Origin of the sequence: Gordonia otitidis NBRC 100426 (genome assembly GCF_000248075.1) — a bacterium.
Taxonomy (GTDB): Bacteria; Actinomycetota; Actinomycetes; order Mycobacteriales; family Mycobacteriaceae; genus Gordonia; species Gordonia otitidis.
In genome coordinates, this window is the sequence record NZ_BAFB01000149.1 from 1 (window position 1) to 24,690 (window position 24,690).

A 24,690-nucleotide genomic window follows, 5' to 3' on the forward strand; every position below is an offset into this window, starting at 1 on the left:
TCGGGTCTGCGCTACTACGACGCCTCGTTCTTCGAGGTGTCCCCAAGATCAACACGTCGGTACGCGAAACGCTCCAGGCGGCCTATCCCGACGCGGGCCTGTCCGACGACCCGATACTGCGCATGGGTTCGTGGATCGGTGGCGACCGCGACGGCAACCCCTACGTGACCGGCGACGTCGTCGCCCTGGCCACGTCGCTGGCGGCGCGGACAGCAATCGGTCATCACCTGTCCGAGCTGGCGCTGCTGCGTCAGGAACTGAGCATGTCGGCACGACTCATCGAAACCAGCGGACGGCTCGTCGAACTCGCGGGCGTCGACCCCGACGACCCGGCAACCGACGAACCCTTCCGCCTCGCTCTCAAGCACATTCGCGCGCGCCTGGTAGCGACCGCCGAAGCTCTGTTCGGTCCCGACGTCCTGCAGCGCGAGGATCTCGACCTCATCGACGGCAAGGCACCGTACGCCGACTCTGCCGAGCTTCTCGCGGATCTCGACGTCGTCGACGGTGCGCTACGCGAGAACCGTGACGACTCCATTGCAGACGATCGCCTGCTCCGCCTACGCGAGGGTGTCCGGGCATTCGGATTCAACCTCTCGGGTCTGGACATGCGGCAGAACTCCGACATGCACGAGGAAGTCGTCGCGGAACTGCTCGCGTGGGCCGGTGTCACACCTGACTATGCGTCGCTGTCGGAGGAGGAGCGGGTTTCCGTGCTCTCCGGCGAATTGCAGGCCCGTCGGCCACTGACCCGGCCCGATGCCGAACTCTCGGAACTCGCGCGCAAGGAACTCGACATCGTCCGCGCCGCCGCCGACGCCGTTGCCGCCTTCGGCCCGCAATCGGTGCCGAACTACATCATCTCCATGTGCACGTCGGTCAGTGACATGTTGGAGCCGATGATCCTCCTCAAGGAGGCCGGTCTGATCGACATCGACGACGACGGCAGGTTGGTCTCGACGGTGCGCGTCGTTCCGCTGTTCGAAACCATCGAAGACCTCCAGCAGGGGGCGCAGACGCTTCTCGCCGCACTCGACCTGCCGTTCTACCGGGGCCTCGTCGACTCACAGGCCGGCATGCAGGAAGTCATGCTCGGGTACTCCGACTCGAACAAGGACGGTGGCTACATGGCCGCCAACTGGGCGCTCTACCGCGGTGAGCTCGATCTGGTCGAGGCCGCGAAGAAGGCCGGTATCCGCCTGCGTCTCTTCCACGGTCGCGGTGGCACGGTCGGTCGTGGCGGCGGTCCGAGCTACGACGCCATCCTGGCACAACCACCTGGGGCAGTGCAGGGTTCGCTACGCATCACCGAGCAGGGCGAGATCATCGCAGCCAAGTACGCGGAACCGGTTGTGGCCGAACGGAATCTGGAGACGCTTCTGGCAGCAACGATCGAATCGTCGCTGCTCGACGTCGAGGGCCTCGGTGACGAATCGGAGCAGGCGTACCAGAACATGGACGAGGTCGCGGCCCTCGCCCGCGCCGCGTACTCGAAATTGGTGCACGAGACGCCCGGTTTTGTCGAGTACTTCACCACGTCGACTCCGCTGTCGGAGATCGGTGCCCTCAACATCGGCAGTCGCCCCGCCTCGCGCAAGCAGACCGAGAAGATCTCCGATCTCCGCGCGATCCCGTGGGTGCTGTCGTGGACGCAGTCGCGTGTGATGCTGCCGGGGTGGTACGGCACCGGCTCGGCCTTCGAACAGTGGGTCGGCGACGACCCGCAGCGGCTCGAGACACTTCACCGGTACTACGAGAAGTGGCCGTTCTTCCGCACAGTGATGTCGAACATGGCGCAGGTGCTGGCCAAATCGGATATGGGACTCGCGCACCGATACGCGCAACTCGTTCCCGACGAGGAGCTGCGTGACAAGGTGTTCGGCATGATCGTCGACGAGAACGAGCGGACCCTCGCCATGTACGCGAAGATCACCGGAACCGACGATCTCCTCGCCGACAATGCCGCCCTGAAGCGCTCGGTGTACAACCGCTTCCCCTATCTCGAGCCGCTGAATCTGCTGCAGGTCGAATTGCTGCGGAGGTTCCGTGCTGGTGACGACAGTCCGCGAGTTCGACGCGGCATCCAGCTCACGATGAACGGACTCGCCACAGCGCTGCGCAACAGCGGTTAGCGCCTGGCGGCGCGTACCCCGGTCCGGCTCGTGCACAAGCGCGAACGTCGTCGGACGTGTTCGTCCTGTTCGGCGGCGTGGGACGACGCGCGCTCGAGTGCGTGTGCGATCGACTCGAGCGCGTCGTACTGCGACAGCGCCGATGAGATCGCTGCAGCGTGCCGGCGGTAGTCGGTGTCATCGAGCACGTCGGCGACCGCCTCGCGGATCTGTGCGTGGGTCGGGGTCGCGGTGCGAAGGTCGATGCCCGTACCGTGAAACGCGACACGCGCGGCAACCTCGGGTTTGTCCTCGGCGCCCGGGGCGACCACGGCGGGTACGCCGTGTGCGAGCGACAGCATGATCGTGCCGAATCCGCCGTTCGTAACGATCGCCGACGTCGCGGGAAGCAGCTGATCATAGGGGAGGAACTCGGCGGCGCGGCAGTTGTCCGGGAGTGGGCCCAGTGCCTCCACGGGGCGGCCTCCCGTGCTGGCCACGACCGTGACATCCATGTCCGCCAGTGCCATGGCCGTCGGGCGCACGAGCGAGTCGAAATCCGAGTTGGCGACGGTTCCCTGTGTGACGTGGATGATCGGCCGACTCCGATCGAGATCGTCCCACCAGCCGGGCATCGCCGGGGCCGGGATCGATCGGCTCGTGTCGATCGGCCCGACGAAACGTACGTTGGGCAACAGGTCGTCGAGGGGGTACTCGAACTCGCGGGGCCCGAGATGCAGATAGGAATCGAAAGCTGCCGCGACGTCGAGAACGAATGGGAAGTCCAGCGGCACAGGCGAATCGGTCATCTGGCCATACAGACCGAGCGCGTACTGTTGCAGCGATCGGAACAGGACTCTCTGCGCGAAGAAGTTCATCGCCCGGTTACGGAGCATCCCGGCCCGCGACCACGACGGGGCGAATCCCGAGTTGGGAGGTGCGGTGTTGCGACTGAACTGCGCCAACGGGCCGACTCCGACCGCGAGTACGGGCGGCCGCTGTCCACGCTCTCCGACAAGGAGCGGGAGCGCGCCGAGGAAGAAGTTGTCCACCAGGATCGAGTCGAAACGGGTGACGTCGAGAACTGCACGAAGGGCACGCCACTGCTCGGGCATCGGGCGGACGAAGGTCTGGGTCAGTTGGTACCGGGAGAGTGCGATGCCGCGGTAACGCTCCGCGTCGGGCAGATAGCTGTCGAGCTCGCGCTCGTCGAAATCGGCGACGCCCTCAAGCGGAACAGGCTCGGCACCCGCAGCACGGATCGACGGGGAGAACCGTGAACCGGTCAGCATCGTCACCTCGTGGCCGCGTGCGGTCAGGTCACGAGCGACAGCCACGAGCGGTGCCACATGGCCGACGAGGGGAGTGCTGGCGAGTAGATAGTTGCTCATCGTCGGCCTCCGCGGGCTCCGTCGAAATTCACCAGATTCGGATTCTGGCTAATATGAGAAATGTAATCGGACATGAACCGGGGTGCAACAGGTGGCACGCAAATACGAGTCGCAACTGCGCAGTGGTCGCGCCGCAGCCACGCGTGCACACGTACTCGCCGCGGCGCGCGACCTGTTCGGCGAACAGGGGTACACGGCCACGTCGATCAAGGAGATCGCGAGTCGTGCCGGGGTGTCGCTCCACACGGTGCACGCCACGGGCGTGAAGGCCGAACTGATGGCGGCGGTCCTCGAGCGTGAGTTCCTGGGCGTCGAGGGCGAATTGTTCGCCGAACAGGCAGAAGTGCGCGACATCTTCGCCGAACCGGACAACGACGTCGCTCTGTTGCGCTACACGCGATTCCTGGCCGCCGGACACTCGCGTATCGCGCGGCTGTGGCACACAGCTCTGCTCGCGGGTGATGCCGACCCTGCGATCAGGGCTGCGTTGCGCCGTTCCGAGTCAGCCAGGGCTGCGGAGATCGACGTCGGCAGTCACGTGTTCGTGGCGCGCGGCCTTGTGTCAGAGGGGGAGCGAGCTCGATTCGCCGTGATCCTGACCCATCTGACCGATCCGGAATCGTTCCACTACTTCGTGATCCGTAACGGCTGGAGTGCCGAAGACTACGCGCAGTGGCTGCTGACGAGCATCCGATGCCACCTCGACGGTCCTGCGTGATCACCGCGCACGACACTCGAGAGCTTCTGTGACACGTCATCCGCACATTGTTGTGGCACATCAGATGTCAGTCGGGGCGTCGAATCGTCGCGACAGCCGGCGTCCCTGGACATAGCATGGTCATCGATAGTTCCACATGGAAGTACCTTGACCGAAAGGCGGACCACGCGATGCCCATGCCGACCGATGCGCAGATTTTCGAACTCGGTGACTTCACGCTGCAGTCCGGTGTGACGTTGCGCGATGCGAGACTCGCGTACGAGACATTCGGAAAGCTCAACGACGACAAGAGCAACGTGGTCGTCTATCCCACCTGGTACTCGGGATGGCACACCGACAACGAATGGCTGGTGGGCACCGACAAGAAGGCACTCAATCCCGACGAATGGTTCATCGTCATTCCCAACATGCTCGGAAACGGATTGTCGACGTCGCCGTCGAATGCTCAGGTGCCCTACGACCACGCCAGGTTTCCGCTCGTGACTTTCTACGACCAGGTCGAGGCGCAGCATGCGTTGTTGACTGCACTCGGCGTCTCCTCCATCGAGCTGGTCACGGGATGGTCGATGGGCGCGGGCCAGACCTATCAATGGGCGGTGAGCTATCCGGAGATGGTTCAGCGGGCGGCTCCGTTCTGCGGGTCGAGTGTCACCGCGCCGCACAACAAAGTGTTCTTGGAGTCGCTGGAGGTGGCGATGATGGCAGATGCGGCGTGGGCCGACGGTGATTACGATCCGGCGTCGCCGCCGATCAAGGGGCTTCGTGCGTTCGCGCGAATATACGCAGGGTGGGGTTTCTCTCAGGCCTTCTACTGGCAAGAGCAATGGCGCACAATGGGATTCACCTCATTCGACGACTTCGTGCTCGGGTTCTGGGAGGCGTTCTTCCGCGACGGACGCGATCCCAACAACCTGATCTCGATGCTCAGGACCTGGCACGCGGGCGATGTCGGCCAGACACCCGGTTTCGACGGTGACACCCAGGCAGCGCTGCGCTCCATACGATGCCCGGTGCTGGCGATGCCGGCAGAGAAGGACCTGTACTTCCCTCCCGAGGACGAGGTCTGGGCCTCGCAGTTCATCGAGCGCGGCGACGTGACCGTCATCCCCGGCGTGTGGGGTCACTTCGCGGGGGGAGGCGCCAACCCGGTTGACATCGACTTCATCGATGGGAAGCTCGCCGAGTTCCTGTCGAAACCGGGGCTCGCAGATCTGTGATTGCTCGCGGGGATCAGCGAAACCGGACGGGTCACGCCAGGGGGCAGCCTAGACGGAGAGCTTGCCCGCCGCTGCGTCGTCGAGGAACCACACCGTCTCCGACGTCCCATGAGCGCCCGCGCACGGCCAGTCGTCACGCGACGCGCCGGAGTGCGCGGCCGCGACGGCGTCGGCCTTGTCTGGGCCGGATACCAGGAACCACACCTGAGCCGATCGATTCAGGGCGGGGAAGGTCAGCGTGACGCGGCGCGGTGGCGGTTTCGGAGAATCCTCGACCGACACCACCGTGCGCACGTTCTCGGCGGTGGCCGCGGTGTGAGGGAACAGCGAATTGATGTGTCCCTCGCCGCCCATCCCGAGCAGATGGAGGTCGAAGGCGGGGGAGACGCCGTCGTCGGCATTCGCTGCGAGTGTCGCCGCATAGTCCGATGCCGCGGCCTCGATGTCGTCGCCGAAGACCCCGTCGGACGCCGCGACGGGATGCACCCGCGCAGGATCGACGGGTACGTGCGTGAGCAGGGCGTCGAAGGCTTGTCCGACGTTGCGTTCGGGATCGTCGCCGGGGACGAAACGCTCGTCGCCCCAGTAGAAGTCGATCCGCGACCAGTCCAGCCCACTGGTGTCGACGTCGCTTCCTGGTGCGAGCGCACGCAGGATGGCGATTCCGTTGCTGCCCCCGGTCAGCACCACCGATGCGATCCCTCGCTCGCGTTGAGCGCGTGACACGACGTCGACGAAACGCGTTGCCGCTGTCGTCGTGAGCATGTCCGGGTCGTCGAACACGAGTGTCTCGGTTGTCATACCGGCGCTCCCTGGGCTTGGAGTTCGACCGCGCCGCGCAGGGCGAGCTCGTACATCTCGTCGGTGTCGAGCCTGCGTAGCTCCTCGGCGAGACAGATCGGAAGATCGCGATGCATCATCGCGACGCGGCCATCGGGCTTGCCCGGGGCACTCAAGACGGCGTTGCCGTTCTGGTCGATCGACATGACCGTGGTGCCCTCGTCACGGTGTAACCGCACCTCGAAGCTGCCGATGTTGCGTTGCGTCGGTACGCCCAGCGTCGAACGAAGCCATCCCGCAAGCAGATCCACACTCGGCGAGATCGCGGGACCGGTCACCTCTGCCCCGGTGATCGGGGTGTGCGGCGGACGCTCGACGGCGGAGGCCAGCAGTGCACGCCAGCCCGTGATCTGAGTCCACGCGAGGTCGGTGTCGCCCGGGGCGTAGGTCGCCAGTCTGCGCGCGAGCACGGTCTCGGGATTGGCCGACTTCGTCGCGTCGAGAATCCGTCTCCGCCCGATGCGGCCCATCCTGTCCTTGGCGGGATCCTCGGGCGCAGCGCCCGGCCACCATGTGACGATAGGCGTATCGGGGAGCAGGAAGGGCGTCACGACGCTTCGCGGATGGTTGGCCAACTCGCCGTGCAGGGTGAGCAGCACGACCTCCGACGCGCCCGCGTCGCCGCCGACCCGGATCTCAGCGTCGAGCCGGGACTCCTCGTCGCGTGGATCGCACGAGATAACGATCACTCGGCTCGGGTGCTCGCTGCTGGCGCCGACGGCGGCCTCGATGGCTGCCTCGGTCGGTTCGCCGTGTTCGGCGACCACCACAAGGGTGAGCACCCGGCCGAGGCTGATCGCACCCCCGGCCTCGCGGACCATGACGATTTTCTTGGCGACCTCGTTGGTGGTGGTGTCGGGCAGCGTGACGATCATCGGTACCTCCTCGGCGCGTGCAGTGAGCTACGGGGCGGTGACAGGGTCGGCGGTATCAGGGTCGGCGCCACGTTCGCCCGGTCCTGGCCATCATCTCGTCGGCGGAGTCGGGTCCCCAGGTACCCGACTCATAGGTGTCGGGTCGGCCCGCCTGTGCCCAGTGGTCGAGCACGGGATCGAGGATCTTCCACGACAATTCGACCTCGTCGTTCACCGGGAACAGTGACGGCTCGCCGAGCAGGACGTCGAGGATGAGGCGTTCGTACGCCTCCGGCGACGCCTCGGTGAAGGCGGTGCCGTAGCTGAAGTCCATGTTGACGTCGCGGACCTCCATGCTCGACGCGGGGACCTTCGACCCGAATCGCAGGGTGATGCCCTCGTCCGGTTGGACGCGGATGACGAGTGCGTTCTGGGACAACTCCTCGGTCATCGTCTTGTCGAACGGCAGATGCGGCGCGCGCTTGAACACCAGCGCGATCTCGGTGACCCTGCGCCCCAAGCGTTTTCCGGTACGCAGATAGAACGGCACACCGGCCCAACGTCGTGAATCCACCTCGAGCGCGATGGCGGCATACGTCTCGGTGATGGAGTCGGCGCTGAAGCCCTCCTCCTCGAGTAGTCCGGGAACCTTCTGGCTGCCCTGCCAGCCTGGGCCGTACTGGCCGCGCGCGGTGTTCTCGTCGAGCGGAAGGATGTTGCTCGTCGCCGAGAGCACCTTGATCTTCTCCGCCTGTAACTGCTTGGGCTCGAACGAGATCGGCTCTTCCATCGCCACCAACGCCATGAGTTGCAGCAGATGGTTCTGGATCACGTCCCGTGCCGCACCGATCCCGTCGTAGTAGCCTGCGCGGCCGCCGAGCCCGATGTCCTCGGCCATGGTGATCTGCACGTGGTCGACGTAGTGCGAACTCCACAGCGGGTCGAAGAGTTGGTTGGCGAAGCGCAGCGCGAGGATGTTCTGCACCGTCTCCTTGCCGAGATAGTGGTCGATGCGGAACACCGACGACTCCGGGAAGACCGCGTTGACGATGGCGTTGAGTTCCTTGGCCGACTGCAGATCGTGCCCGAAGGGTTTCTCGATCACCACGCGACGCCAGTTGTCGCCTTCCTCGGCGGCCAACCCACTGCGTTCGAGTTGCTCGCAGACCGTGGGGAACGCATTGGGCGGAATCGAGAGATAGAACGCATGGTTGCCGTCCGTGCCGCGTTCCTTGTCGAGCCGCAGGAGCGTCTCGTGAAGGCGGTCGAACGCTGCGTCGTCGTCGAAAGAACCCTGGACGAAACGAAATCCCTCCGACAAACGCTCCCAGACCTCCTCGCGGAAGCCCGTCCTTGCATGCTCGCGAACGGCGTCGTGGACGACTTTCGCGAAATCCTCGTCGTCCCAATCCCGTCGGGCAAAACCGACGAGCGCGAACGACGGCGGCAACAACCCCCGATTGGCGAGGTCGTACACCGCGGGCATCAACTTCTTGCGTGCGAGATCTCCGGTGACGCCGAAGATGACGAGGCTGCACGGGCCTGCGATACGAGGGAGACGTTTGTCACGTGGGTCGCGCAGCGGGTTCTTCCAACCCGCGGTGTCTGCCACCTACGTCAGCTCTTCTTCGCGGCGGATAGCTGCTCCTCGGTTGCGCCGAGGAGACCGGTCCACGCGTCGACGAACTTGGTCACGCCCTCGTCCTCGAGCACCTTGAACACGTCCGAGAAGTCGACGCCGACAGCCGAAATGGCGTCGAAGACCTCACGCGACTCCTTGGCGCGACCCAGGATCGACTTGGTGTCGACCCAGCCGTGGTCGGCAAACGCGTCCATCGTCTTGCCCGGCATGGTGTTCACCGTGTTGGGGGCGACGAGTTCGCTGACGTAAAGCGTGTCGGCGTAGTCGGGGTTCTTGGTACCGGTCGATGCCCAGAGTGCGCGTTGCGGCAACGCGCCCTGCTCCCGCAGAGCGGGGAAGCGGGAATCGATCTCGAACACCTGCTGGTAGGCGTGGTAGGCGATCCGCGCGTTGGCCAGCGCTGCCGAACCCTTGAGCTGCACGGCCTGTGGGGTGCCGATGGCGTCGAGACGCTTGTCCACCTCGGTGTCGACGCGGGAGACGAAGAACGACGCCACGGAGTGGATCTTCGAGATGTCGTGTCCTGCGGCGAGCGCTGCGTCGAGCCCGTTCAGGTAGGCGTCCATGACCTCCTGGTAGCGCTCCACCGAGAAGATCAGGGTGACGTTGACGCTGATGCCCTCGGCGAGGGTGCGGCTGATCGCGGGCAGGCCTTCTTTCGTTGCCGGGATCTTGATCAGCGTGTTGGGACGGTCGACGATCTTCCACAGCTCCACCGCTTGAGCGGCGGTCTTCTCGGTGTCGTGCGCCAGGCGCGGGTCGACCTCGATCGACACCCGACCGTCGAGGCCGTTGGTGCGGTCGAAGACCGGCCGCAGGACGTCGCATGCGTTGCGGACGTCGTCGGTCGTCACTGTGCGCACCGCGCTGTCGACATCGGTGTCACGCGCAGCCAGCTCGTTGATCTGGTCGTCGTATGCGGTGCCCTTGGACAGTGCAGCCTGGAAGATCGACGGGTTGGTCGTCACACCGACCACCGATTTGGTGTCGATGAGTTCCTGGAGCTGTCCCGAGCTGATCAGGTCTCGGGACAGGTCGTCCAGCCACACCGAAACCCCGGCTGCGGACAATTCTGCGAGCTTCTCGTTCTGTGTCACGGTTCTCTCCTCCAACATCACGCTCCTTGTGGGAGCGCCTCTAGTGGGTTGCCTCGGTTGGGATCTCGATGTTGAGTTGTGGATTCGATCGGCGATCAGCCCGCCACAGCGCGGAGAGAGGCCGCAACGACCGCCTCCGCGGTGATGCCGAACTTCTCGTACAGCACCTTGTAGTCGGCGGACGCTCCGTAATGCTCGAGCGACACGATCTGATCGCCGTTGCCCACCCAGCGGTACCACGGCATCGCGATACCCGCCTCGACCGACACCCGCGGTACTGCCGGGGGCAGTACCGAGTCGCGGTAGCCCTGTGGCTGTTCGTCGAACCACTCCATGCTCGGCATGGACACCACGCGGGCCGCGATTCCCTTCTCGGCCAGAGTCTTCTGTGCCTCGACGGCCAACTGCACCTCGGAGCCCGTTCCGATGATGACGACCTGTGGATCGTCGTCAGAGTCACTGAGTACGTACGCTCCGGCGGCGACCCCCTCGGCCGACGTCCCCTCGAGGACCGGAACGTTCTGACGTGTCAGGATCAGGCCGACGGGACGATTGCGGCGCGTCATCAGGTGGGCCCACGCCGCAGCGGTCTCGTTGGCATCGGCGGGGCGCACGACGTCGAGATGGGGGATGGCGCGCAGTGCGGCGAGATGCTCCACCGGTTGGTGGGTGGGGCCGTCCTCGCCGAGACCGATGGAGTCGTGTGTCCACACGTAGATCGGATCGATTTCCATGAGCGAGGCCAGTCGCACCGACGGACGCATGTAGTCGGCGAACTGCAGGAACGTACCGCCGTACGCCCGCGTCGGGCCGTGCAGCACGATGCCGGAGAGGATCGCGCCCATCGCATGCTCGCGGATACCGAAGTGCAGCGTGCGGCCGTACGGGTTGGCCGACCACTTCTTGGTCGAGATCGCGGTGGGACCGAACGAGGCCGCCCCGTCGATCGTGGTGTTGTTCGAACCCGCGAGGTCGGCCGAACCGCCCCACAGCTCCGGGAGGATCCCCCCGAGCGCCGAGAGGACCTTTCCCGACGCCGCGCGGGTCGCGAGGTCCTTGTCGCCGGGAGCCCAGGTCGGCAGGACGTCGCGCCATCCCTCGGGCAGCTCGTGAGCCTGGAGTCGGTCGAAGAGCTTCTTGTTGTCGGGGTTCGAGCTCGCCCAGGCGTCGAACGCCTTCGTCCACGTCTCCTTGGCCTCGACACCCCGCTCGACGAGTTTGCGTGTGTGACCGATGACCTCTTCGGAGACGTCGAAGGTCTTGTCCGGATCGAAGCCGAGAGCTTCCTTCGTCTTGGCGACCTCGTCGGCGCCGAGCGCCGAACCGTGCACGGCACCGGTGTTCATCTTGTCCGGCGCCGGGTAACCGATGATCGTTCGCAGGCAGATGAGCGACGGCTTGTCGGTGACCTTCTTGGCCGCCTCGATCGCGGCCTCGATGGCGACGACGTCCTCGCCGCTCTCGACGGTCTGTACATGCCAGCCGTACGCCTCGTAGCGCAGGGGTGTGTTCTCGCCGAGTGCGATGGTGGTGTCGTCCTCGATCGAGATCTGGTTCTGGTCGTAGAACACGATCAGGTTGCCCAGCGCCTGCGTGCCGGCGAGCGATGATGCCTCGGACGTCACTCCCTCCTCGATGTCGCCGTCGGAGGCGATCACATAGATGAAGTGGTCGAACGGGCTGGCCCCGGGCGCGGCGTCGGGATCGAACAGACCGCGCTCGTAGCGCGAAGCCATGCTCATGCCTACCGCAGACCCGAGACCCTGTCCGAGAGGGCCTGTGGTGATCTCGACGCCCTTGGTGTGCCGGAACTCCGGGTGCCCTGGGGTGAGTGAATCCCAGGTGCGCAGGGCCTCGAGGTCGGAGAGTTCGAGACCGAACCCGCCGAGATAGAGCTGGATGTAGAGAGTCAGACTCGAGTGCCCGCAGGAGAGGACGAAGCGGTCGCGGCCGACCCAGGTGGTGTCGACGGGGTCGTGGCGCATGACGCGCTGGAACAACGTGTACGCGAGCGGCGCCAAACTCATCGCGGTGCCGGGGTGCCCGTTGCCGACCTTCTGCACGGCGTCGGCGGCGAGTACTCGGGCGGTGTTGACCGCGCGTGTGTCCACGTCGGACCAGTCGTCTGGGTAAGCCGCCGTGGTGCGTTCGCGGATCTCGTCGGTGTCAGCCACGTGTGCCGTCTCCTGTGCGTGTTGGTGTGCCTGCGTGATACGTGTCGTGCTGGGTCGTCAGCCGTCGAGCGCGCGTACTCATGCGCGATCTGTCTGCGCGCTGCCGCAGGGCCGTCCGGCCCACGATGTCCAGAGTAATCCGCCTACGCCACTCTGTGGTGCGGTGGCTCGTAACGATCTGTGGGTGGCCCCCGTCGTCGCAGGTTGACCGCGACGCAGAGCCTCAATTCTTCGATCGAATACCCCAGCGTCTACCATGCTGAGTAGTAGTCGGAGATGCCCGCGAACCGAATCATCGGTGGGGTAGGGGAGTTGACGTGAGGATCGGTGAGCGTGTGAGCGGAGATGGTTCCGCCACTTCTCGCAGCACGTCCGAGGTGGATTCTGACCGGCAGGTCAGCGAGTCGATCACAACCGCCGACACACGTGTCGTGGCCCGCATACGCGGACTGGTCATGGCCTACGTCGCACTCACCAAACCGCGCGTCATCGAACTGCTGCTGGTGGCGACGATCCCGGTGATGCTGCAGGCGGACCGAGGTCACGTCGACCTTGCGATCATCGCTTTCACGCTTCTCGGCGGCTGGTTGGGCGCGGCGAGTGCCAACACGCTCAACATGGTCGTCGACGCCGACATCGACAAGAAGATGCGGCGTACCGCCAAGCGTCCGCTTGCTCGGCACGCGGTCACGAGGACCAACGCGCTGATCTTCGGCCTGTTGCTGTGGGTCGCGTCGTTCGCGGTGCTCTGGTGGGCGGCGAATCTGCTCAGCGCGTTGCTGGTGTCGGCGACGATTGTCTTCTACGTCGGCGTCTACACGATGATCCTCAAGCGCCGCACCTGGCAGAACGTGGTGTGGGGCGGCGCAGCGGGTTGCATGCCGACGCTCGTCGGATGGGCCGCCGTGACAGGCTCGCTGAGCTGGCAGCCGATCGTGATGTTCGGCGTGATCTTCTTCTGGACGCCGCCGCACACGTGGGCGCTGGCCATGCGCTACCGCGAGGACTACAAGGCCGCGGGCGTGCCGATGCTTCCGGTGATCGCGACGGAGGAGCGGGTCACCCGGCAGATCCTCGTCTACACGTGGTTGACCGTCATCTGCTCGTTCCTGCTGATCGGTGCCGCGAGCTGGATCTATGCGGCTGTTGCGGTGCTGGCCGGGGTGTGGTTCCTCAACCGCGTGCACAAGCTCTACCGTGACACCCGACGAGGTGTCGAGGTGACCCCCCTGAAGGTGTTCTTGCAGTCGAACGAGTATCTCGCGGCTCTGTTCTGCGGACTCGCGATCGACGCGGTGGTCAACCTACCCACCATCGCCAGCTACTTCTGAGGCCGCCGGGCCACTCCGCTTTCAGGGAGTGAGTGCGGTCGCTCCCGTGGTCGTCCGGTTCTCCAGGTCGGCTTGTGCGGTCGCCGCGTCTGCGAGCCTGTACTGCTGACCCACACGCGCGTCCAGGCCGTCGAGAACAGCGTCGAAATACTCTGCCGATCGCCAGCGCAGCTCGTCGGTGTCGGCGATGAAGTGGCCGAGCGTCGGACGTGTCACCGACAGCGAGCCGGCCGGATTCAGCCGCTGGATATCGAAGGGTGGCACCGGCCCGCTCGCGGCACCGAATACGACGACGATGCCGCGGACGGCCGTCGAGGCGAGTGATTGTTCGAAGGTGTCGGCGCCCACTCCGTCGTAGACGACTGGGACACCGTTGCCATCGGTGAGATCGCGCACCTGCGCAACCAGGTCGTCGCCGTACCTGAGCACGTGTGCTGCCCCCGCGGACCGGGACAGTTCTTCCTTCTCGTCTGTGGAGACCGTGGTGATCACCGTGATGCCGCGCCGCGCGGCGAGCTGCGTCAGGATCAGTCCGACACCGCCGGCGCCCGCGTGGAGCAGGATCGTGTCACCCGCAGCCGGGTGTGCGCTGCCGTTGAGCAGGTAGTGGGCGGTCAGGCCGCGTAGCATCGTCGCGCCGGCCACGACGTCGGGGACGCCGTCGGGCACCGGGATGGCGCGGGCGGCGCGGACCGCGACGAGTTCGGCGTAGGAGCCGGGTGCGTCGACCCACGCTATTCGTTGTCCCGGCTGGAGGTCGGTGACCTCGCTGCCGACCGCAACGATCTCGCCGGTGCCCTCGGTACCGGGCACATACGGCGGCGTCGACGGGTACATGCCGCGCCGCAGGTATGTGTCGATGAAGTTCACGCCGATGGCCGAGGTCCGGGCGATCACCTCGTCCGGGGCGGGGATCGGATCGTCGACCGTTCCGTAGTTGAGCACCTCGGGGCCGCCGTGATGGGTCACCTGAATCGCGCGCATGCCTCGTTTGTACACGGTGCCCACCGCGTCGCTACGCAGTGGCGGATGACACCGCGCGGAGGACGACTCCTACCCGTCGGCCTCGCTGGTCGCATTCCTGGTCTCAACGACCGGCGGGTCCACCGACCACGGGAAGTTGATCCACTTGTCGGTGGTGCGCCAGCAGTAGTCGGGAGTCGTGATCGTGTGGGGTTTCTGGTAGATCACGGCATTGCGGACCTCGGCCACGCGCCCCTGCTGCTCGCAGAAATCGTCGACGAGCTTGAGTGTCTTGCCCGTGTCGGCGACGTCGTCGACGACGAGGACACGTTGATCGTGCAACCCGCTGCTCTCCAGCAGTGAGGGCAGCATCACCGGTTCGGACAGTGTCTCGCCGATGCCGGTGTAGAACTCGACATTCAGCGACAGCATGAGTTTGCAGTCGAGGGCGTAGGCCATTGCTCCCGCCGGGATGAGACCGCCGCGGGCGATTCCGATGATGATGTCGGGGACGTATTTGTCATCGGCGACCATCTGTGCCAGTTCCCGGCAGGCGACACCGTTCAATTCCCAGGTGAGGATTTCGCGCTCCTGCGCGGAGGGTTCCATACCCGCCAACTCTGCCAAGTCCGCGGCCCCTGCACATCTCGAACCGTGACTGTTCGGTTCGCGGTGCCGGTCAGATCGACGTCGATCCGGTCGCTCCTGTCGCTACGCCGCGGCGAGACCGAGGGCTCGGGTCGGTATGCTCTACAGACCATGAGCGACGAGCAGACGACCAAGACCACCAACACCGCTTCGCGTGCGAAGGCACCTGCCGGCGTCGTCGAATCGATCAAGAAATTCGTGGCCGCCGAGGGCGGCGCTGCGACAGCCGTGCTGCAGCCGATCGGGGCCGCGGGTGTACGCATAACCCTCGTCGGTGACTCCAACGGCTACCTCGGCGACCGCGTCGTCGACGATGTCGCGACCGCGCATGCTGTCGTCGACGCCGTACCCGGCCTCAAGATCGGGGAGTGGGATCGAGACCTGACGTCGAAGGCGACGGTGTCACCCGAGCACTACCGCAAGATGGCCGGCTGGGTCGCGCACTCCGAGCACTTCCCGAAGGCGCGCAACAGCGCGATCATCTGACCGGTTCGGTCCTCGCGGCGTCTGCTCCGGGGGTGACTGTTCCCGAGGTGACGTCGGCGGGAGCACGCTGATCTCGCCCGAACCACAGCACGAGCCAGGTGGCGCCGATCATCAGGAGTCCGCTGCCGAGCATGTGGGCGATCACCAGAGCCATCGGGAGGTTCGTGGCGTACTGGATGCCGCCGATGATCCCCTGCAGGGCCAGCAGCGCGACGTAGGTGAACGCGGCGCGCGTTTGTGGCATGCGGAGAACGCGTGTGGTCACCGCGACTGCCAGCGCCAATCCCACGAGCACGAACACGAAGTCGGCGTGGAGCTGTGTCATCGCGCCGGGATCCAGTCCGTTGCGCGGGGCATCGGCGTCGCCTGCGTGAGGCCCTGATCCGGTGACCACGGTTCCGATGTAGATGGTTGCCCAGGTGAACAGGTAGATCAACCACGAGAGCGCATTGCCCAGGCGCGCGGCCACGGTGTTGGTGGCCCGCTGCCGGACCCGCGTGGATGTGCGGAACACGAGCACCGTCGCCGCGGATACGAGCGCCATCGACAACACGAAGTGCAGCGAGACGACCCACGGATTAAGGTCGGTGAGCACGGAGATTCCGCCGATGACCGCTTGGAACGGGATTCCGAGCGCGATGAGCGTGGCCAACCAGCGGTCGCCGCGGGTGGAGTCGCGGTGACGGAACACCGCGAGCCACGTCCCGATGGCAACGACCACCAGCACCCACGTCAGCATCCTGTTGCCGAATTCGATGGCTCCGTGCATGCCGAGGGCCTGATGGGGCACGAAGGAGCCGTCGGTGCACTGCGGCCAGGTGGGGCAGCCGAGTCCTGAACCGGTGAGTCGCACCGCGCCGCCGGTGACGACAATGCCGACGTTGACCACCAACTGAGCGATGGCCCATCCGTGGACGAATCGCGCGGAGGGGTCGCCGAATCCGGGTATGCGCCCGAACCAGCCCGCTCGCGACGCGGCGTCGGGCCTCGCGGTGTCGGGGGACTCCGCAGCCTTCTCGGTGCGCGTGTCTGACGTCGTCATTGGAATCGGAACCACCTCACTGCCAGCGCTGAGCCGATCACGGCCCAGGCCAGCAAAACCACCACGCCGAAGACGTCTACGCGTCCGTCGGCGGCTTGCTGTAGTGCTTCGGTCAGCGCGCCGGACGGCACGATACGTGCCACCCACCACACCCCGTCGGGGATCCGCGAACCCATGACGACCAGGCTGCCGACACCGACCATGGCGAACCAGAGAAGGTTCGCCAGCGCCAGGACCACTTCTGCCTTGAGAGTGCCGCCCAGCAGGAGACCGAGCGCACAGAACGCAGCCGTGCCGAGCGCGACGACCACAGCGCCGATCAACAGACCGACCGGCTCCGGCCGCCAACCGAACGCGACGCCGATCGCGCCGAGCAGGATCGCCTGGGCGATGACGACGATCACGACGGCCAATGCCTTGCCCGTGATGATCCCCCAACGCGGAATCGGTGTTGCGCCAAGGCGTTTCAAAGCGCCGTACCGTCTGTCGAATCCCACCGCGATCGCCTGGCCCGTGAAGGCCGTCGACATGACCGCGACCGTCAGGATGGCGGGCACGAACGTCGCCGCGCGCTCGGCGTTGGTCGTGCCCAGGTCGGTGTCGAGCGGGAGTAGACACAATCCGATCAGCAGGGTGATGGGAATGAACATGGTCAGCAGCAGCTGTTCGCCGTTGCGGAGCAGAAGCGTCAGTTCCAGGCGCGTCTGGGCGGCGAGCATCGCCGACAGCGACGCCGGTTTCGGTCGCGGCGCGAAGGTCCCCGGCGGGAACTGCGAGGTCGACGGTCGGGCGGTGGTCATCGACGCAACTCCCGTCCGGTCAGGTCGAGGAAGACGTCCTCGAGGCTGCGCGTCTCCACTCGCAGGTCGGTTGCGAGGACATTGATCTTGGCGCACCAGGCAGTGACCGTCGCGAGCACCTGCGGTGTGACGTCCCCACTGACCAGATAGTTTCCGGGGACCGGCTCGGTGCACCGGTAGTCCTCCGGCAGGGCGAGTTCGAGCATCGTCATGTCGAGGCCGCGCGGAGCCGTGAAGCGCAGTTCGTTCTCCGCGCCCCGGCTCGTGAGTTCCGCAGGCGTGCCGTCGGCGACGACGCTGCCGTGGTCGATGATCACCACGTGATCGGCGAGTTCTTCTGCCTCGTCCATGAGGTGTGTGGTCAACAACACCGACACACCGTCGCCGCGCAGCCGGTCGATGATCTCCCAGACGACCAGCCGCGCCTGTGCGTCGAGTCCGGCAGTCGGTTCGTCGAGAAAGACCAGCTCGGGCCGGCCCACGATGGCGCAGGCGAGCGACAACCGCTGCTGCTGGCCGCCGGAGAGACGACGGAACGGCGTGCGAGCCGCCGAGGTCAGGCCGAGGGCGTCGAGCAACCACTCGGGGTCGATGGGATCGGCCGAGTAGGCCGCGCAGAGGCGAAGCATCTCCTCGGCGCGGGCGCCCGGATATGCGCCACCACCCTGCAACATCACCCCGATACGTGTGCGCAGTCTGTCGTTGTCGTGCCACGGGTCGAGTCCGAGAACCGACACCTGTCCCTCGTCGGCGTGTTGGAAACCCTCACAGATCTCCACCGTCGTGGTCTTGCCCGCACCGTTGGGGCCGAGGAGTGCGAGGACCGTCCCGGTGTCCAGGTCCAGATCCAGATGGTCCACCGCGGTGCGATCATCGAATCGCTTCACCAACCCCCGCACGCTGAGCGCGGTATCGGGTCTCGTGGACGTGGCCGAGGAAACGGGTCCGTGAGCATGACGATCGGTCATCGGATCGTCTGCCGGAGATGGTGAGGGTGAAGCCGTGCTGCGCACACGCCAAGACTATGCGGTGAGGGGCGCAGGAGAGAAAACGCCATCAGGCCGACGCCGCAGTCACGACTGCGCCTCGGAGGTCGACCGACGACGTCTGTGCCGGGTGAACGGCAGATCCTCGAAGAACAGGGCCGTCAGAACCGCGACCATGATCACACCGGCCAGCAGTCCCTGCGCGAGAACCACACCACTCGTGTTGGAGCTCGTCGGCATGACCACGATCGCAATGATCGCCGACGCCGCGATGCTGAGTACGCGAAACCAGGGGCCGGTAGCCCATGCGGCGAGCGGGATCACGGCCCACAGCAGGTACCAGGCCTGCACGAACGGGAAGAACACGACCACGGTCGCCATCGCGATCCCGAGGCCGCCCAGCGGATGCAGTCGACCCGCGAGGGTGGCGAGCAACCACCTGACCACGAAGATCGCGGCGATCAGTTGCCCGATCGGACGGGCGACGTCGAGGATGGCCTGGGTCTGATCACCGAGGCCGAGCCACACACCGACCCTGCCCGTACTCACCGACATCAGTGTCGGCATCGACATCCATGACCGGACGATCTCGCCCGTCGACAGAGTTGTCGTCCATCCGAAACCGAGTCCGGTGCCCACGCAGATCCCCACCACCACTATGGCGAGAATCACGAACAGACATCCGGCCGACGCGGCGAGGGCACGCACGGACTCACGAGAGCGCGACCACCAACTGCTGATCGGAGCGTGTCGCAGCGCGGGGAGCGTGGCGCCCCAGCGCCGCGCGAGAGCGACACCCACGAAGCCGAGGGCGAGCATCGATGTGACTTTCACCATGGACGACGCCGTGATCACAGCCGTACCCGCGATGAGCAGCCAACCTGCCCGACTCGGCCAGAATCCGGAACCGCGGAGGCGGTCGGCGCTGTAGATACCCGCGAAACACAACTCGAGTCCGACGAGCATGAGGCCGAGCATCAGCGCCTCGTTGTGGATACCTCCGACGAGATGGAGGATGACGAGCGGATTCATCGCGCCCAGCCACAGTGCGGCCACTCCCGACACCCCACAGCGTCGCGCGAGGCGGGGGAGAGCCCACACGATGAACGCGACGCCGAGCAGTGCTACGAGTCGATGCAGGAAGATCGCCGTCGTGATGTTGTCGCCGGTGACCTTGGTGATGCCTTCGCCGATCCAGATGAACAGGGGCCCGTAGGGGGCCGGGGTGTCGCGCCAGAGGTTGGGTACCGATCGCGTCAGGACATCGTCGACGCCGAGTCCCCGCACGGGACTGATGACGTACGGATCCATGCCGCGCTCGGCGATCGCGCTCTGCGCGAGATAGGAGTAGATGTCCTTGCTGAGCAGCGGTGGAGCCACGAGTATGGGCGAGATCCACAGCAGCAACGTGCTGTCGGCCTGACGTCGTGTCATCCGTCGTTGTGGACTCCGGCGTTCGAGAACCTCCACGCTGAACCGGCCGACGGCGAAGCGTCCGATCATCAGCCACGCCACGACGAGCATCAGCGTGCCGCCGATCGACATCGTCAGAGCCGTACTCCACATGCGTGACGGCAGCGACAACAGACGCATTCCGGCGACGGGATTCTGCAGCACCGGGATCTGGCCGGTACCGAGTGACCCGATCAGCAGCAGGACCGAACCGGTGGCGCCGAATATCTTGATCCGGAACAGTCGCCGGTTCTCTTCCGCGTTGAGCGGGCCGACCTCCTGTTCGGTGTCGTGCAGTGTCGCCACCGACCGGCCGTAGTCGCCCGGGGTGTCGGAATCCGTGTCCGCTCGCTGCAGCGACGTCTGCAGACCGAGGTAGGTCGCAGCGCGACGCACGACACTGGTTTCTGGCACACGACGACTGTAATGGGTGGCGAGTAGGTGCCCCTCGACGCCGCACCCGACGACTTCGCGGCAATCTCTTAGGCCACCCTTGCTGGAAGCCGGGAAGTAATTACGTCACACTGGCGTTGTGAAAACCATGCGGAGTGATGCTGTGCTGTCTGTCGACAGCGCCCGTCCCGGTGTGGTGGCCGATTCAGGAGCCATGCACACCGACGGGCAGACGCGTGCCGCGGTGGTGTCGTTGCTCGTCGAGGACGGGCCGCTGACCGCGGGCGAAATCGCCGAGCGACTGGGCATCAGTGCCGCGGGCGTTCGTCGACACCTTGACGCGCTCGTCGATGCCGGCGATGCCGAACATGCCTCGCCCGGGTTCGGACGTGGCGGTGAACGTGGTCGGGGCAGACCCGCCAAGTGGTTTCAACTGACGGCCTCCGGCCGTGGGAAGCTTCGGCACGCCTACGACGACCTCGCGCGCGCTGCGATGCGCAAGCTGCGCGACATCGCCGGTGAGGACGCGATAGGAGACTTCGCCCGCGATCGGATCGAGGGCATCGTCGACAGCGTCCGCCCGGTCTCTGAATCCGGTTCGGTCTCGGAGACGGTCGAAGAGATCGCCGACGCGCTCACCAGCGCTGGGTACGCGGCCAACACACGGTTGGTCGGTTCCGGCGTCCAGATCTGCCAGCACCACTGTCCCGTGGCACATGTCGCGGCAGAGTTCCCCGAACTCTGTGAGGCAGAAACGGCGGCGTTCACCGAGCTCCTCGGTACGCACGTACAACGTCTCGCGACGATCGCCAACGGTGATTGCGCGTGTACAACGCATGTCCCCCTGATGATCGGCGACATCCAGCCCACCCCCGCCGTCGATCCCACGCAGACGAGTCGAAAGGCCTCGCGATGACAGTTACAGATGGACAGGCTCCACTGACGCAAGAGGAGACCATCGCCTCACTCGGTACCTACGGGTACGGGTGGGCTGATTCCGACGTCGCAGGAGCGAGTGCGCAGCGCGGACTCTCCGACGCCGTCGTCGCCGACATCTCGTCGAAGAAGAGCGAGCCCGAGTGGATGCTGGAGAACCGTCTCAAGGCGCTGCGCATCTTCGACCGCAAGCCGATGCCGCACTGGGGCGCCGATCTCGACGGTATCGACTTCGACAACATCAAGTACTTCGTGCGCTCGACCGAGAAGCAGGCAGCTTCCTGGGACGACCTGCCCGAGGACATCAAGAACACCTACGACAAGCTGGGCATCCCCGAGGCGGAGAAGCAGCGGCTGGTCGCCGGCGTCGCAGCGCAGTACGAGTCCGAGGTGGTCTATCACCAGATCCGCGAGGATCTCGAGGCGCAGGGCGTCATCTTCCTCGACACCGACACCGGACTGAAGGAGCACCCCGAGCTGTTCAAGGAGTACTTCGGTTCGGTCATTCCGGCTGGTGACAACAAGTTCTCCGCGCTCAACACCGCTGTCTGGTCGGGTGGATCGTTCATCTACGTCCCGCCTGGCGTCCACGTAGACATCCCGCTGCAGGCGTACTTCCGCATCAACACCGAGAACATGGGCCAGTTCGAGCGGACTCTCATCATCGTCGACGAGGGCGCATATGTGCACTACGTCGAGGGATGTACCGCACCGATCTACAAGACCGACTCGCTGCACTCCGCGGTCGTCGAGATCATCGTGAAGAAGGGCGGCCGTTGCCGCTACACCACCATCCAGAACTGGTCGAACAACGTCTACAACCTCGTCACCAAGCGTGCCAAGGCGGAGGCGGGGGCCACGATGGAGTGGATCGACGGCAACATCGGCTCCAAGGTCACCATGAAGTACCCGGCCGTGTGGCTGACCGGCGAGCACGCCAAGGGTGAGGTTCTCTCGGTGGCGTTCGCGGGCGAGGGCCAGCATCAGGACACCGGTTCGAAGATGGTCCACCTCGCGCCGCACACCTCGAGCAACATCATCTCGAAGTCGGTGGCCCGCGGCGGTGGTCGCGCGTCGTACCGCGGACTGATCAAGGTGAACAACGGCGCCCACGGCAGTCGATCGACGGTCAAGTGCGACGCTCTCCTGGTCGACACGATCAGCCGCAGCGACACCTATCCGTACGTCGACATCCGCGAGGACGACGTGACCATGGGTCACGAGGCCACCGTGTCGAAGGTCAGTGACGATCAGCTCTTCTACCTGATGAGCCGAGGGCTGACCGAGGACGAGGCGATGGCCATGGTCGTGCGCGGCTTCGTCGAACCCATCGCCAAGGAACTGCCGATGGAGTACGCGCTCGAGCTCAACCGCCTCATCGAACTGCAGATGGAAGGAGCCGTCGGCTGATGGCTGACCCCACGATCCCAGTCACCGTGCCGGGTAACACCGCCGCGCCCGCCAACCGCGGCGAAGCCGCCCCTGTCAACCGCGGCGAAGCCGCCCCTGTCAACAAGGGCGAACTGTTCACGTCGTTCGACGTCGAAGCGTTCGAGGTGCCGAGCTCACGTGAGGAAGCCTGGCGTTTCACGCCGTTCCGACGTCTGCGCGGACTGCACGACGGCAGTGCCAAGGCCGACGGTCGCGCGACCGTCGAGGTGACGGGTACCGCGGAGGGCGTGACCGTGGAGACGGTCGGTCGCGACGACAAGCGCCTCGGACAGGGCGGTGTCCCGTTCGATCGCATTGCCGCGCAGGCGTATTCATCGTTCGACGAGGCGACGGTGCTCACGGTCGGCCGTGAGGTCGAGCTCAGTGAGCCCGTGGTCATCACACTCGAGGGCCCCGGCGTGGATTCCACGGCATTCGGGCACGTGCAGATCCACCTCGAGCCGTTCGCGCGCGCCGTCGTCGTCTTCGATCAGAAGGGCAGCGGAACCTACGCCGAGAACGTCGAGTTCATCGTCGACGACCAGGCGGCACTGACCGTGGTGAACGTCCACGACTGGGCCGACGATGCAGTTCACGTCGCCGCGCACCACATCAAGGTGGGCCGCGACGCCGTGCTCCGGCACTTCGCGATCAGCCTTGGTGGCGACCTGGTCCGGCTGTCCCCGCTCGTGCGCTACGCGGCGCCGGGAGGCGACGTCGAGCTGTGGGGTCTCTACTTCGCCGACGCCGGACAGCATCTCGAGCAGCGTCTGCTCATCGATCACAATCAGCCGAACTGCCGCTCCAACGTGGTGTACAAGGGTGCACTGCAAGGCGATCCGTCGGGTGACCGCAGTAGGGAAGCCCACACGGTCTGGATCGGCGACGTGTTGATCCGACCCGAAGCCGAGGGCACCGACACCTTCGAGCTCAACCGCAACCTGGTGTTGACCGACAACGCCCGCGCCGACTCGGTGCCGAACCTCGAGATCGAGACCGGCGAGATCGTCGGTGCGGGCCACGCCAGCGCCACCGGCCGTTTCGACGACGAGCAGCTGTTCTACCTGCAGGCGCGCGGTATCCCCGAGGATCAGGCACGACGCCTCGTCATCCGCGGATTCTTCGGCGAAGTGATTGCCAGGATCACGGTGCCCGAGCTGCGCGAACGTCTGGCCGCCGCCATCGAACACGAACTCGAGATCTCCGGCGCCTGACCGCTCGTCGGTCGCACCGATCCAGACACTCCCGCTGATCTGACCCGCCCCCGCTGATCTGACTCCGACCCCGCTGATCTGACTCCGACCCTGCTGATCGAGCTTGTCGAGATCACCAGCCCAGAAAGAAAGCACCATGAGCACACTCGAAATCCGCGATCTGCACGTCGACGTCGCGCAGTCCGACACCGACGCCGAACCGATCCACATCCTCAAAGGCGTTGACCTGACGGTGAAGTCGGGGGAGACCCACGCACTGATGGGCCCCAACGGTTCCGGCAAGTCGACGCTGTCGTATGCGATCGCCGGTCATCCCAAGTACACGGTGACCAGCGGCTCCATCACGCTCGACGGGGAGGACGTCCTCGAGATGAGCGTCGACGAGCGCGCTCGTGCGGGACTGTTCCTCGCGATGCAGTACCCGGTCGAGGTTCCCGGTGTCTCGATGTCGAACTTTCTGCGTACCGCAGCGACCGCGGTGCGCGGTGAGGCTCCCAAGCTGCGCCACTGGGTCAAGGAGACCAAGGAGGCGATGACCGCTCTCGACATCGATCCGTCGTTCGCCGAACGTTCGGTCAACGAAGGCTTCTCCGGTGGCGAGAAGAAGCGTCACGAGATCCTCCAGCTCGATCTGCTCAAGCCGAAGTTCGCGATCCTCGACGAGACCGACTCCGGCCTCGACGTCGACGCCCTGCGCGTCGTGAGTGAGGGTGTCAACCGCTACAAGGCGGAGGAGAACGGCGGGATTCTGCTGATCACCCACTACACACGGATCCTGCGCTACATCCAGCCGGATTTCGTGCACGTGTTCGTCAACGGACGCGTCGTCGAATCGGGCGGTCCCGAATTGGCGGACGAGCTCGAAGAGAACGGTTACGTCCGCTTCACGACGGCTGCCGCGGCGGGCTGAGCCATGTCGACCGAGACCGTGGCCGCACAGGCTCCGACGCTCGACGTCGACGCC

General features: G+C 65.5%; 20 protein-coding genes and 1 pseudogene. 9 read left to right on the forward strand and 12 right to left on the reverse strand.

What is annotated here, in order from left to right:
• Nucleotides 1-2,132, forward strand: a pseudogene (ppc, locus tag GOOTI_RS14875) (phosphoenolpyruvate carboxylase); the annotation flags it as partial.
• Here the strand turns inward: ppc and GOOTI_RS14880 are convergent.
• Nucleotides 2,129-3,502 (reverse strand): glycosyltransferase, encoded by a 1,374-nt coding sequence (locus tag GOOTI_RS14880; RefSeq protein ID WP_007239433.1) that lies wholly within the window; start codon nucleotides 3,500-3,502, stop codon nucleotides 2,129-2,131. The pseudogene ppc and the gene GOOTI_RS14880 overlap by 4 nt on opposite strands.
• Nucleotides 3,503-3,593: 91 nt before the next feature.
• On the opposite strand from GOOTI_RS14880, the gene GOOTI_RS14885 reads away from it, so the two are divergent.
• Both GOOTI_RS14885 and GOOTI_RS14890 read left to right on the forward strand, forming a co-directional pair.
• Nucleotides 3,594-4,220: a TetR/AcrR family transcriptional regulator gene (locus GOOTI_RS14885; RefSeq protein ID WP_233425512.1), complete on the forward strand. Its 627-nt coding sequence runs from the start codon at nucleotides 3,594-3,596 to the stop codon at nucleotides 4,218-4,220.
• 170 nt (nucleotides 4,221-4,390) lie between these two features.
• Nucleotides 4,391-5,437, forward strand: coding sequence for an alpha/beta fold hydrolase (locus GOOTI_RS14890; protein ID WP_007239435.1), 1,047 nt, complete (start codon nucleotides 4,391-4,393; stop codon nucleotides 5,435-5,437).
• 48 nt (nucleotides 5,438-5,485) lie between these two features.
• Here the strand turns inward: GOOTI_RS14890 and pgl are convergent, their stop codons facing one another.
• From pgl to tkt, 5 genes are all read right to left on the reverse strand, one after another.
• Nucleotides 5,486-6,238, reverse strand: a complete 753-nt coding sequence (gene pgl, locus GOOTI_RS14895; RefSeq protein ID WP_007239436.1) for a 6-phosphogluconolactonase — start codon at nucleotides 6,236-6,238, stop codon at nucleotides 5,486-5,488.
• The gene (locus tag GOOTI_RS14900; RefSeq protein WP_007239437.1) at nucleotides 6,235-7,152 is read right to left on the reverse strand and encodes a glucose-6-phosphate dehydrogenase assembly protein OpcA; all 918 of its coding nucleotides are present in this window, start codon (nucleotides 7,150-7,152) and stop codon (nucleotides 6,235-6,237) included. Before GOOTI_RS14900 ends, pgl begins: the two co-directional genes overlap by 4 nt.
• Before the next feature lie 55 nt (nucleotides 7,153-7,207).
• A complete protein-coding gene (gene zwf / locus GOOTI_RS14905; RefSeq protein WP_007239438.1) occupies nucleotides 7,208-8,743 on the reverse strand; it encodes a glucose-6-phosphate dehydrogenase in 1,536 nt (511 codons plus the stop codon).
• Nucleotides 8,744-8,748: 5 nt separating this feature from the next.
• The gene (tal, locus tag GOOTI_RS14910) at nucleotides 8,749-9,870 is read right to left on the reverse strand and encodes a transaldolase (protein WP_007239439.1); all 1,122 of its coding nucleotides are present in this window, start codon (nucleotides 9,868-9,870) and stop codon (nucleotides 8,749-8,751) included.
• Nucleotides 9,871-9,965: 95 nt separating this feature from the next.
• On the reverse strand, nucleotides 9,966-12,044 hold the full coding sequence (gene tkt / locus GOOTI_RS14915) for a transketolase (RefSeq protein WP_007239440.1): 2,079 nt from the start codon (nucleotides 12,042-12,044) through the stop codon (nucleotides 9,966-9,968).
• Between the two features lie 407 nt (nucleotides 12,045-12,451).
• Here tkt and GOOTI_RS14920 point away from each other — a divergent pair, with 407 nt between their 5' ends.
• On the forward strand, nucleotides 12,452-13,375 hold the full coding sequence (locus tag GOOTI_RS14920) for a heme o synthase (RefSeq protein WP_373279026.1): 924 nt from the start codon (nucleotides 12,452-12,454) through the stop codon (nucleotides 13,373-13,375).
• 21 nt (nucleotides 13,376-13,396) lie between these two features.
• Here GOOTI_RS14920 and GOOTI_RS14925 read toward each other — a convergent pair whose 3' ends face one another.
• Both GOOTI_RS14925 and GOOTI_RS14930 read right to left on the reverse strand, forming a co-directional pair.
• Nucleotides 13,397-14,359 carry a quinone oxidoreductase family protein gene (locus GOOTI_RS14925; RefSeq protein WP_007239442.1) on the reverse strand — a complete coding sequence of 321 codons (963 nt, stop codon included), beginning with the start codon at nucleotides 14,357-14,359 and terminating at the stop codon, nucleotides 13,397-13,399.
• Between the two features lie 69 nt (nucleotides 14,360-14,428).
• Complete coding sequence (locus GOOTI_RS14930; RefSeq protein WP_039994169.1) at nucleotides 14,429-14,947, reverse strand: phosphoribosyltransferase; 519 nt, start codon at nucleotides 14,945-14,947, stop codon at nucleotides 14,429-14,431.
• 150 nt (nucleotides 14,948-15,097) lie between these two features.
• Here GOOTI_RS14930 and GOOTI_RS14935 point away from each other — a divergent pair, with 150 nt between their 5' ends.
• Nucleotides 15,098-15,472, forward strand: a complete 375-nt coding sequence (locus tag GOOTI_RS14935; RefSeq protein WP_039994173.1) for a hypothetical protein — start codon at nucleotides 15,098-15,100, stop codon at nucleotides 15,470-15,472.
• On the opposite strand, the gene GOOTI_RS14940 is transcribed toward GOOTI_RS14935, so the two are convergent.
• The 4 genes from GOOTI_RS14940 to mptB form a co-directional block, all read right to left on the reverse strand.
• Nucleotides 15,465-16,514 (reverse strand): COX15/CtaA family protein, encoded by a 1,050-nt coding sequence (locus GOOTI_RS14940; protein ID WP_007239445.1) that lies wholly within the window; start codon nucleotides 16,512-16,514, stop codon nucleotides 15,465-15,467. The two genes, GOOTI_RS14935 and GOOTI_RS14940, sit on opposite strands and share 8 nt — an antisense overlap.
• The gene (locus GOOTI_RS14945; RefSeq protein ID WP_007239446.1) at nucleotides 16,511-17,314 is read right to left on the reverse strand and encodes an ABC transporter permease; all 804 of its coding nucleotides are present in this window, start codon (nucleotides 17,312-17,314) and stop codon (nucleotides 16,511-16,513) included. The genes GOOTI_RS14940 and GOOTI_RS14945 overlap by 4 nt, the downstream gene beginning before the upstream one ends.
• Nucleotides 17,311-18,282 carry an ABC transporter ATP-binding protein gene (locus tag GOOTI_RS14950; protein WP_039994170.1) on the reverse strand — a complete coding sequence of 324 codons (972 nt, stop codon included), beginning with the start codon at nucleotides 18,280-18,282 and terminating at the stop codon, nucleotides 17,311-17,313. The genes GOOTI_RS14945 and GOOTI_RS14950 overlap by 4 nt, the downstream gene beginning before the upstream one ends.
• Nucleotides 18,283-18,387: 105 nt before the next feature.
• Nucleotides 18,388-20,166, reverse strand: a complete 1,779-nt coding sequence (gene mptB, locus GOOTI_RS14955) for a polyprenol phosphomannose-dependent alpha 1,6 mannosyltransferase MptB (RefSeq protein ID WP_039994171.1) — start codon at nucleotides 20,164-20,166, stop codon at nucleotides 18,388-18,390.
• 127 nt (nucleotides 20,167-20,293) lie between these two features.
• Here mptB and GOOTI_RS14960 point away from each other — a divergent pair, with 127 nt between their 5' ends.
• The 4 genes from GOOTI_RS14960 to sufC all read left to right on the forward strand — a co-directional run bounded on the left by GOOTI_RS14960 (nucleotide 20,294) and on the right by sufC (nucleotide 24,636).
• Nucleotides 20,294-21,061 carry a helix-turn-helix transcriptional regulator gene (locus tag GOOTI_RS14960; protein ID WP_083835928.1) on the forward strand — a complete coding sequence of 256 codons (768 nt, stop codon included), beginning with the start codon at nucleotides 20,294-20,296 and terminating at the stop codon, nucleotides 21,059-21,061.
• Nucleotides 21,058-22,491: a Fe-S cluster assembly protein SufB gene (gene sufB / locus GOOTI_RS14965; RefSeq protein ID WP_007239450.1), complete on the forward strand. Its 1,434-nt coding sequence runs from the start codon at nucleotides 21,058-21,060 to the stop codon at nucleotides 22,489-22,491. Before GOOTI_RS14960 ends, sufB begins: the two co-directional genes overlap by 4 nt.
• The gene (sufD, locus tag GOOTI_RS14970; RefSeq protein WP_007239451.1) at nucleotides 22,491-23,726 is read left to right on the forward strand and encodes a Fe-S cluster assembly protein SufD; all 1,236 of its coding nucleotides are present in this window, start codon (nucleotides 22,491-22,493) and stop codon (nucleotides 23,724-23,726) included. The genes sufB and sufD overlap by 1 nt, the downstream gene beginning before the upstream one ends.
• A 136-nt stretch (nucleotides 23,727-23,862) precedes the next feature.
• Complete coding sequence (sufC, locus tag GOOTI_RS14975; protein WP_007239452.1) at nucleotides 23,863-24,636, forward strand: Fe-S cluster assembly ATPase SufC; 774 nt, start codon at nucleotides 23,863-23,865, stop codon at nucleotides 24,634-24,636.
• Nucleotides 24,637-24,690 lie beyond the last annotated feature (54 nt).

Excerpts from the sequence above, each read along its gene's own strand:
- GOOTI_RS14880 (WP_007239433.1), bottom strand. The coding sequence starts at position 3,502 with ATGAGCAACTATCTACTCGCCAGCACTCCCCTCGTCGGCCATGTGGCA.
- GOOTI_RS14890 (WP_007239435.1), top strand. The coding sequence starts at position 4,391 with ATGCCCATGCCGACCGATGCGCAGATTTTCGAACTCGGTGACTTCACG.
- pgl (WP_007239436.1), bottom strand. The coding sequence starts at position 6,238 with ATGACAACCGAGACACTCGTGTTCGACGACCCGGACATGCTCACGACG.
- GOOTI_RS14900 (WP_007239437.1), bottom strand. The coding sequence starts at position 7,152 with ATGATCGTCACGCTGCCCGACACCACCACCAACGAGGTCGCCAAGAAA.
- GOOTI_RS14925 (WP_007239442.1), bottom strand. The coding sequence starts at position 14,359 with ATGCGCGCGATTCAGGTGACCCATCACGGCGGCCCCGAGGTGCTCAAC.
- GOOTI_RS14930 (WP_039994169.1), bottom strand. The coding sequence starts at position 14,947 with ATGGAACCCTCCGCGCAGGAGCGCGAAATCCTCACCTGGGAATTGAAC.
- GOOTI_RS14935 (WP_039994173.1), top strand. The coding sequence starts at position 15,098 with ATGAGCGACGAGCAGACGACCAAGACCACCAACACCGCTTCGCGTGCG.
- GOOTI_RS14940 (WP_007239445.1), bottom strand. The coding sequence starts at position 16,514 with ATGACGACGTCAGACACGCGCACCGAGAAGGCTGCGGAGTCCCCCGAC.
- GOOTI_RS14945 (WP_007239446.1), bottom strand. The coding sequence starts at position 17,314 with ATGACCACCGCCCGACCGTCGACCTCGCAGTTCCCGCCGGGGACCTTC.
- GOOTI_RS14950 (WP_039994170.1), bottom strand. The coding sequence starts at position 18,282 with ATGACCGATCGTCATGCTCACGGACCCGTTTCCTCGGCCACGTCCACG.
- GOOTI_RS14960 (WP_083835928.1), top strand. The coding sequence starts at position 20,294 with ATGCGGAGTGATGCTGTGCTGTCTGTCGACAGCGCCCGTCCCGGTGTG.
- sufB (WP_007239450.1), top strand. The coding sequence starts at position 21,058 with ATGACAGTTACAGATGGACAGGCTCCACTGACGCAAGAGGAGACCATC.
- sufD (WP_007239451.1), top strand. The coding sequence starts at position 22,491 with ATGGCTGACCCCACGATCCCAGTCACCGTGCCGGGTAACACCGCCGCG.
- sufC (WP_007239452.1), top strand. The coding sequence starts at position 23,863 with ATGAGCACACTCGAAATCCGCGATCTGCACGTCGACGTCGCGCAGTCC.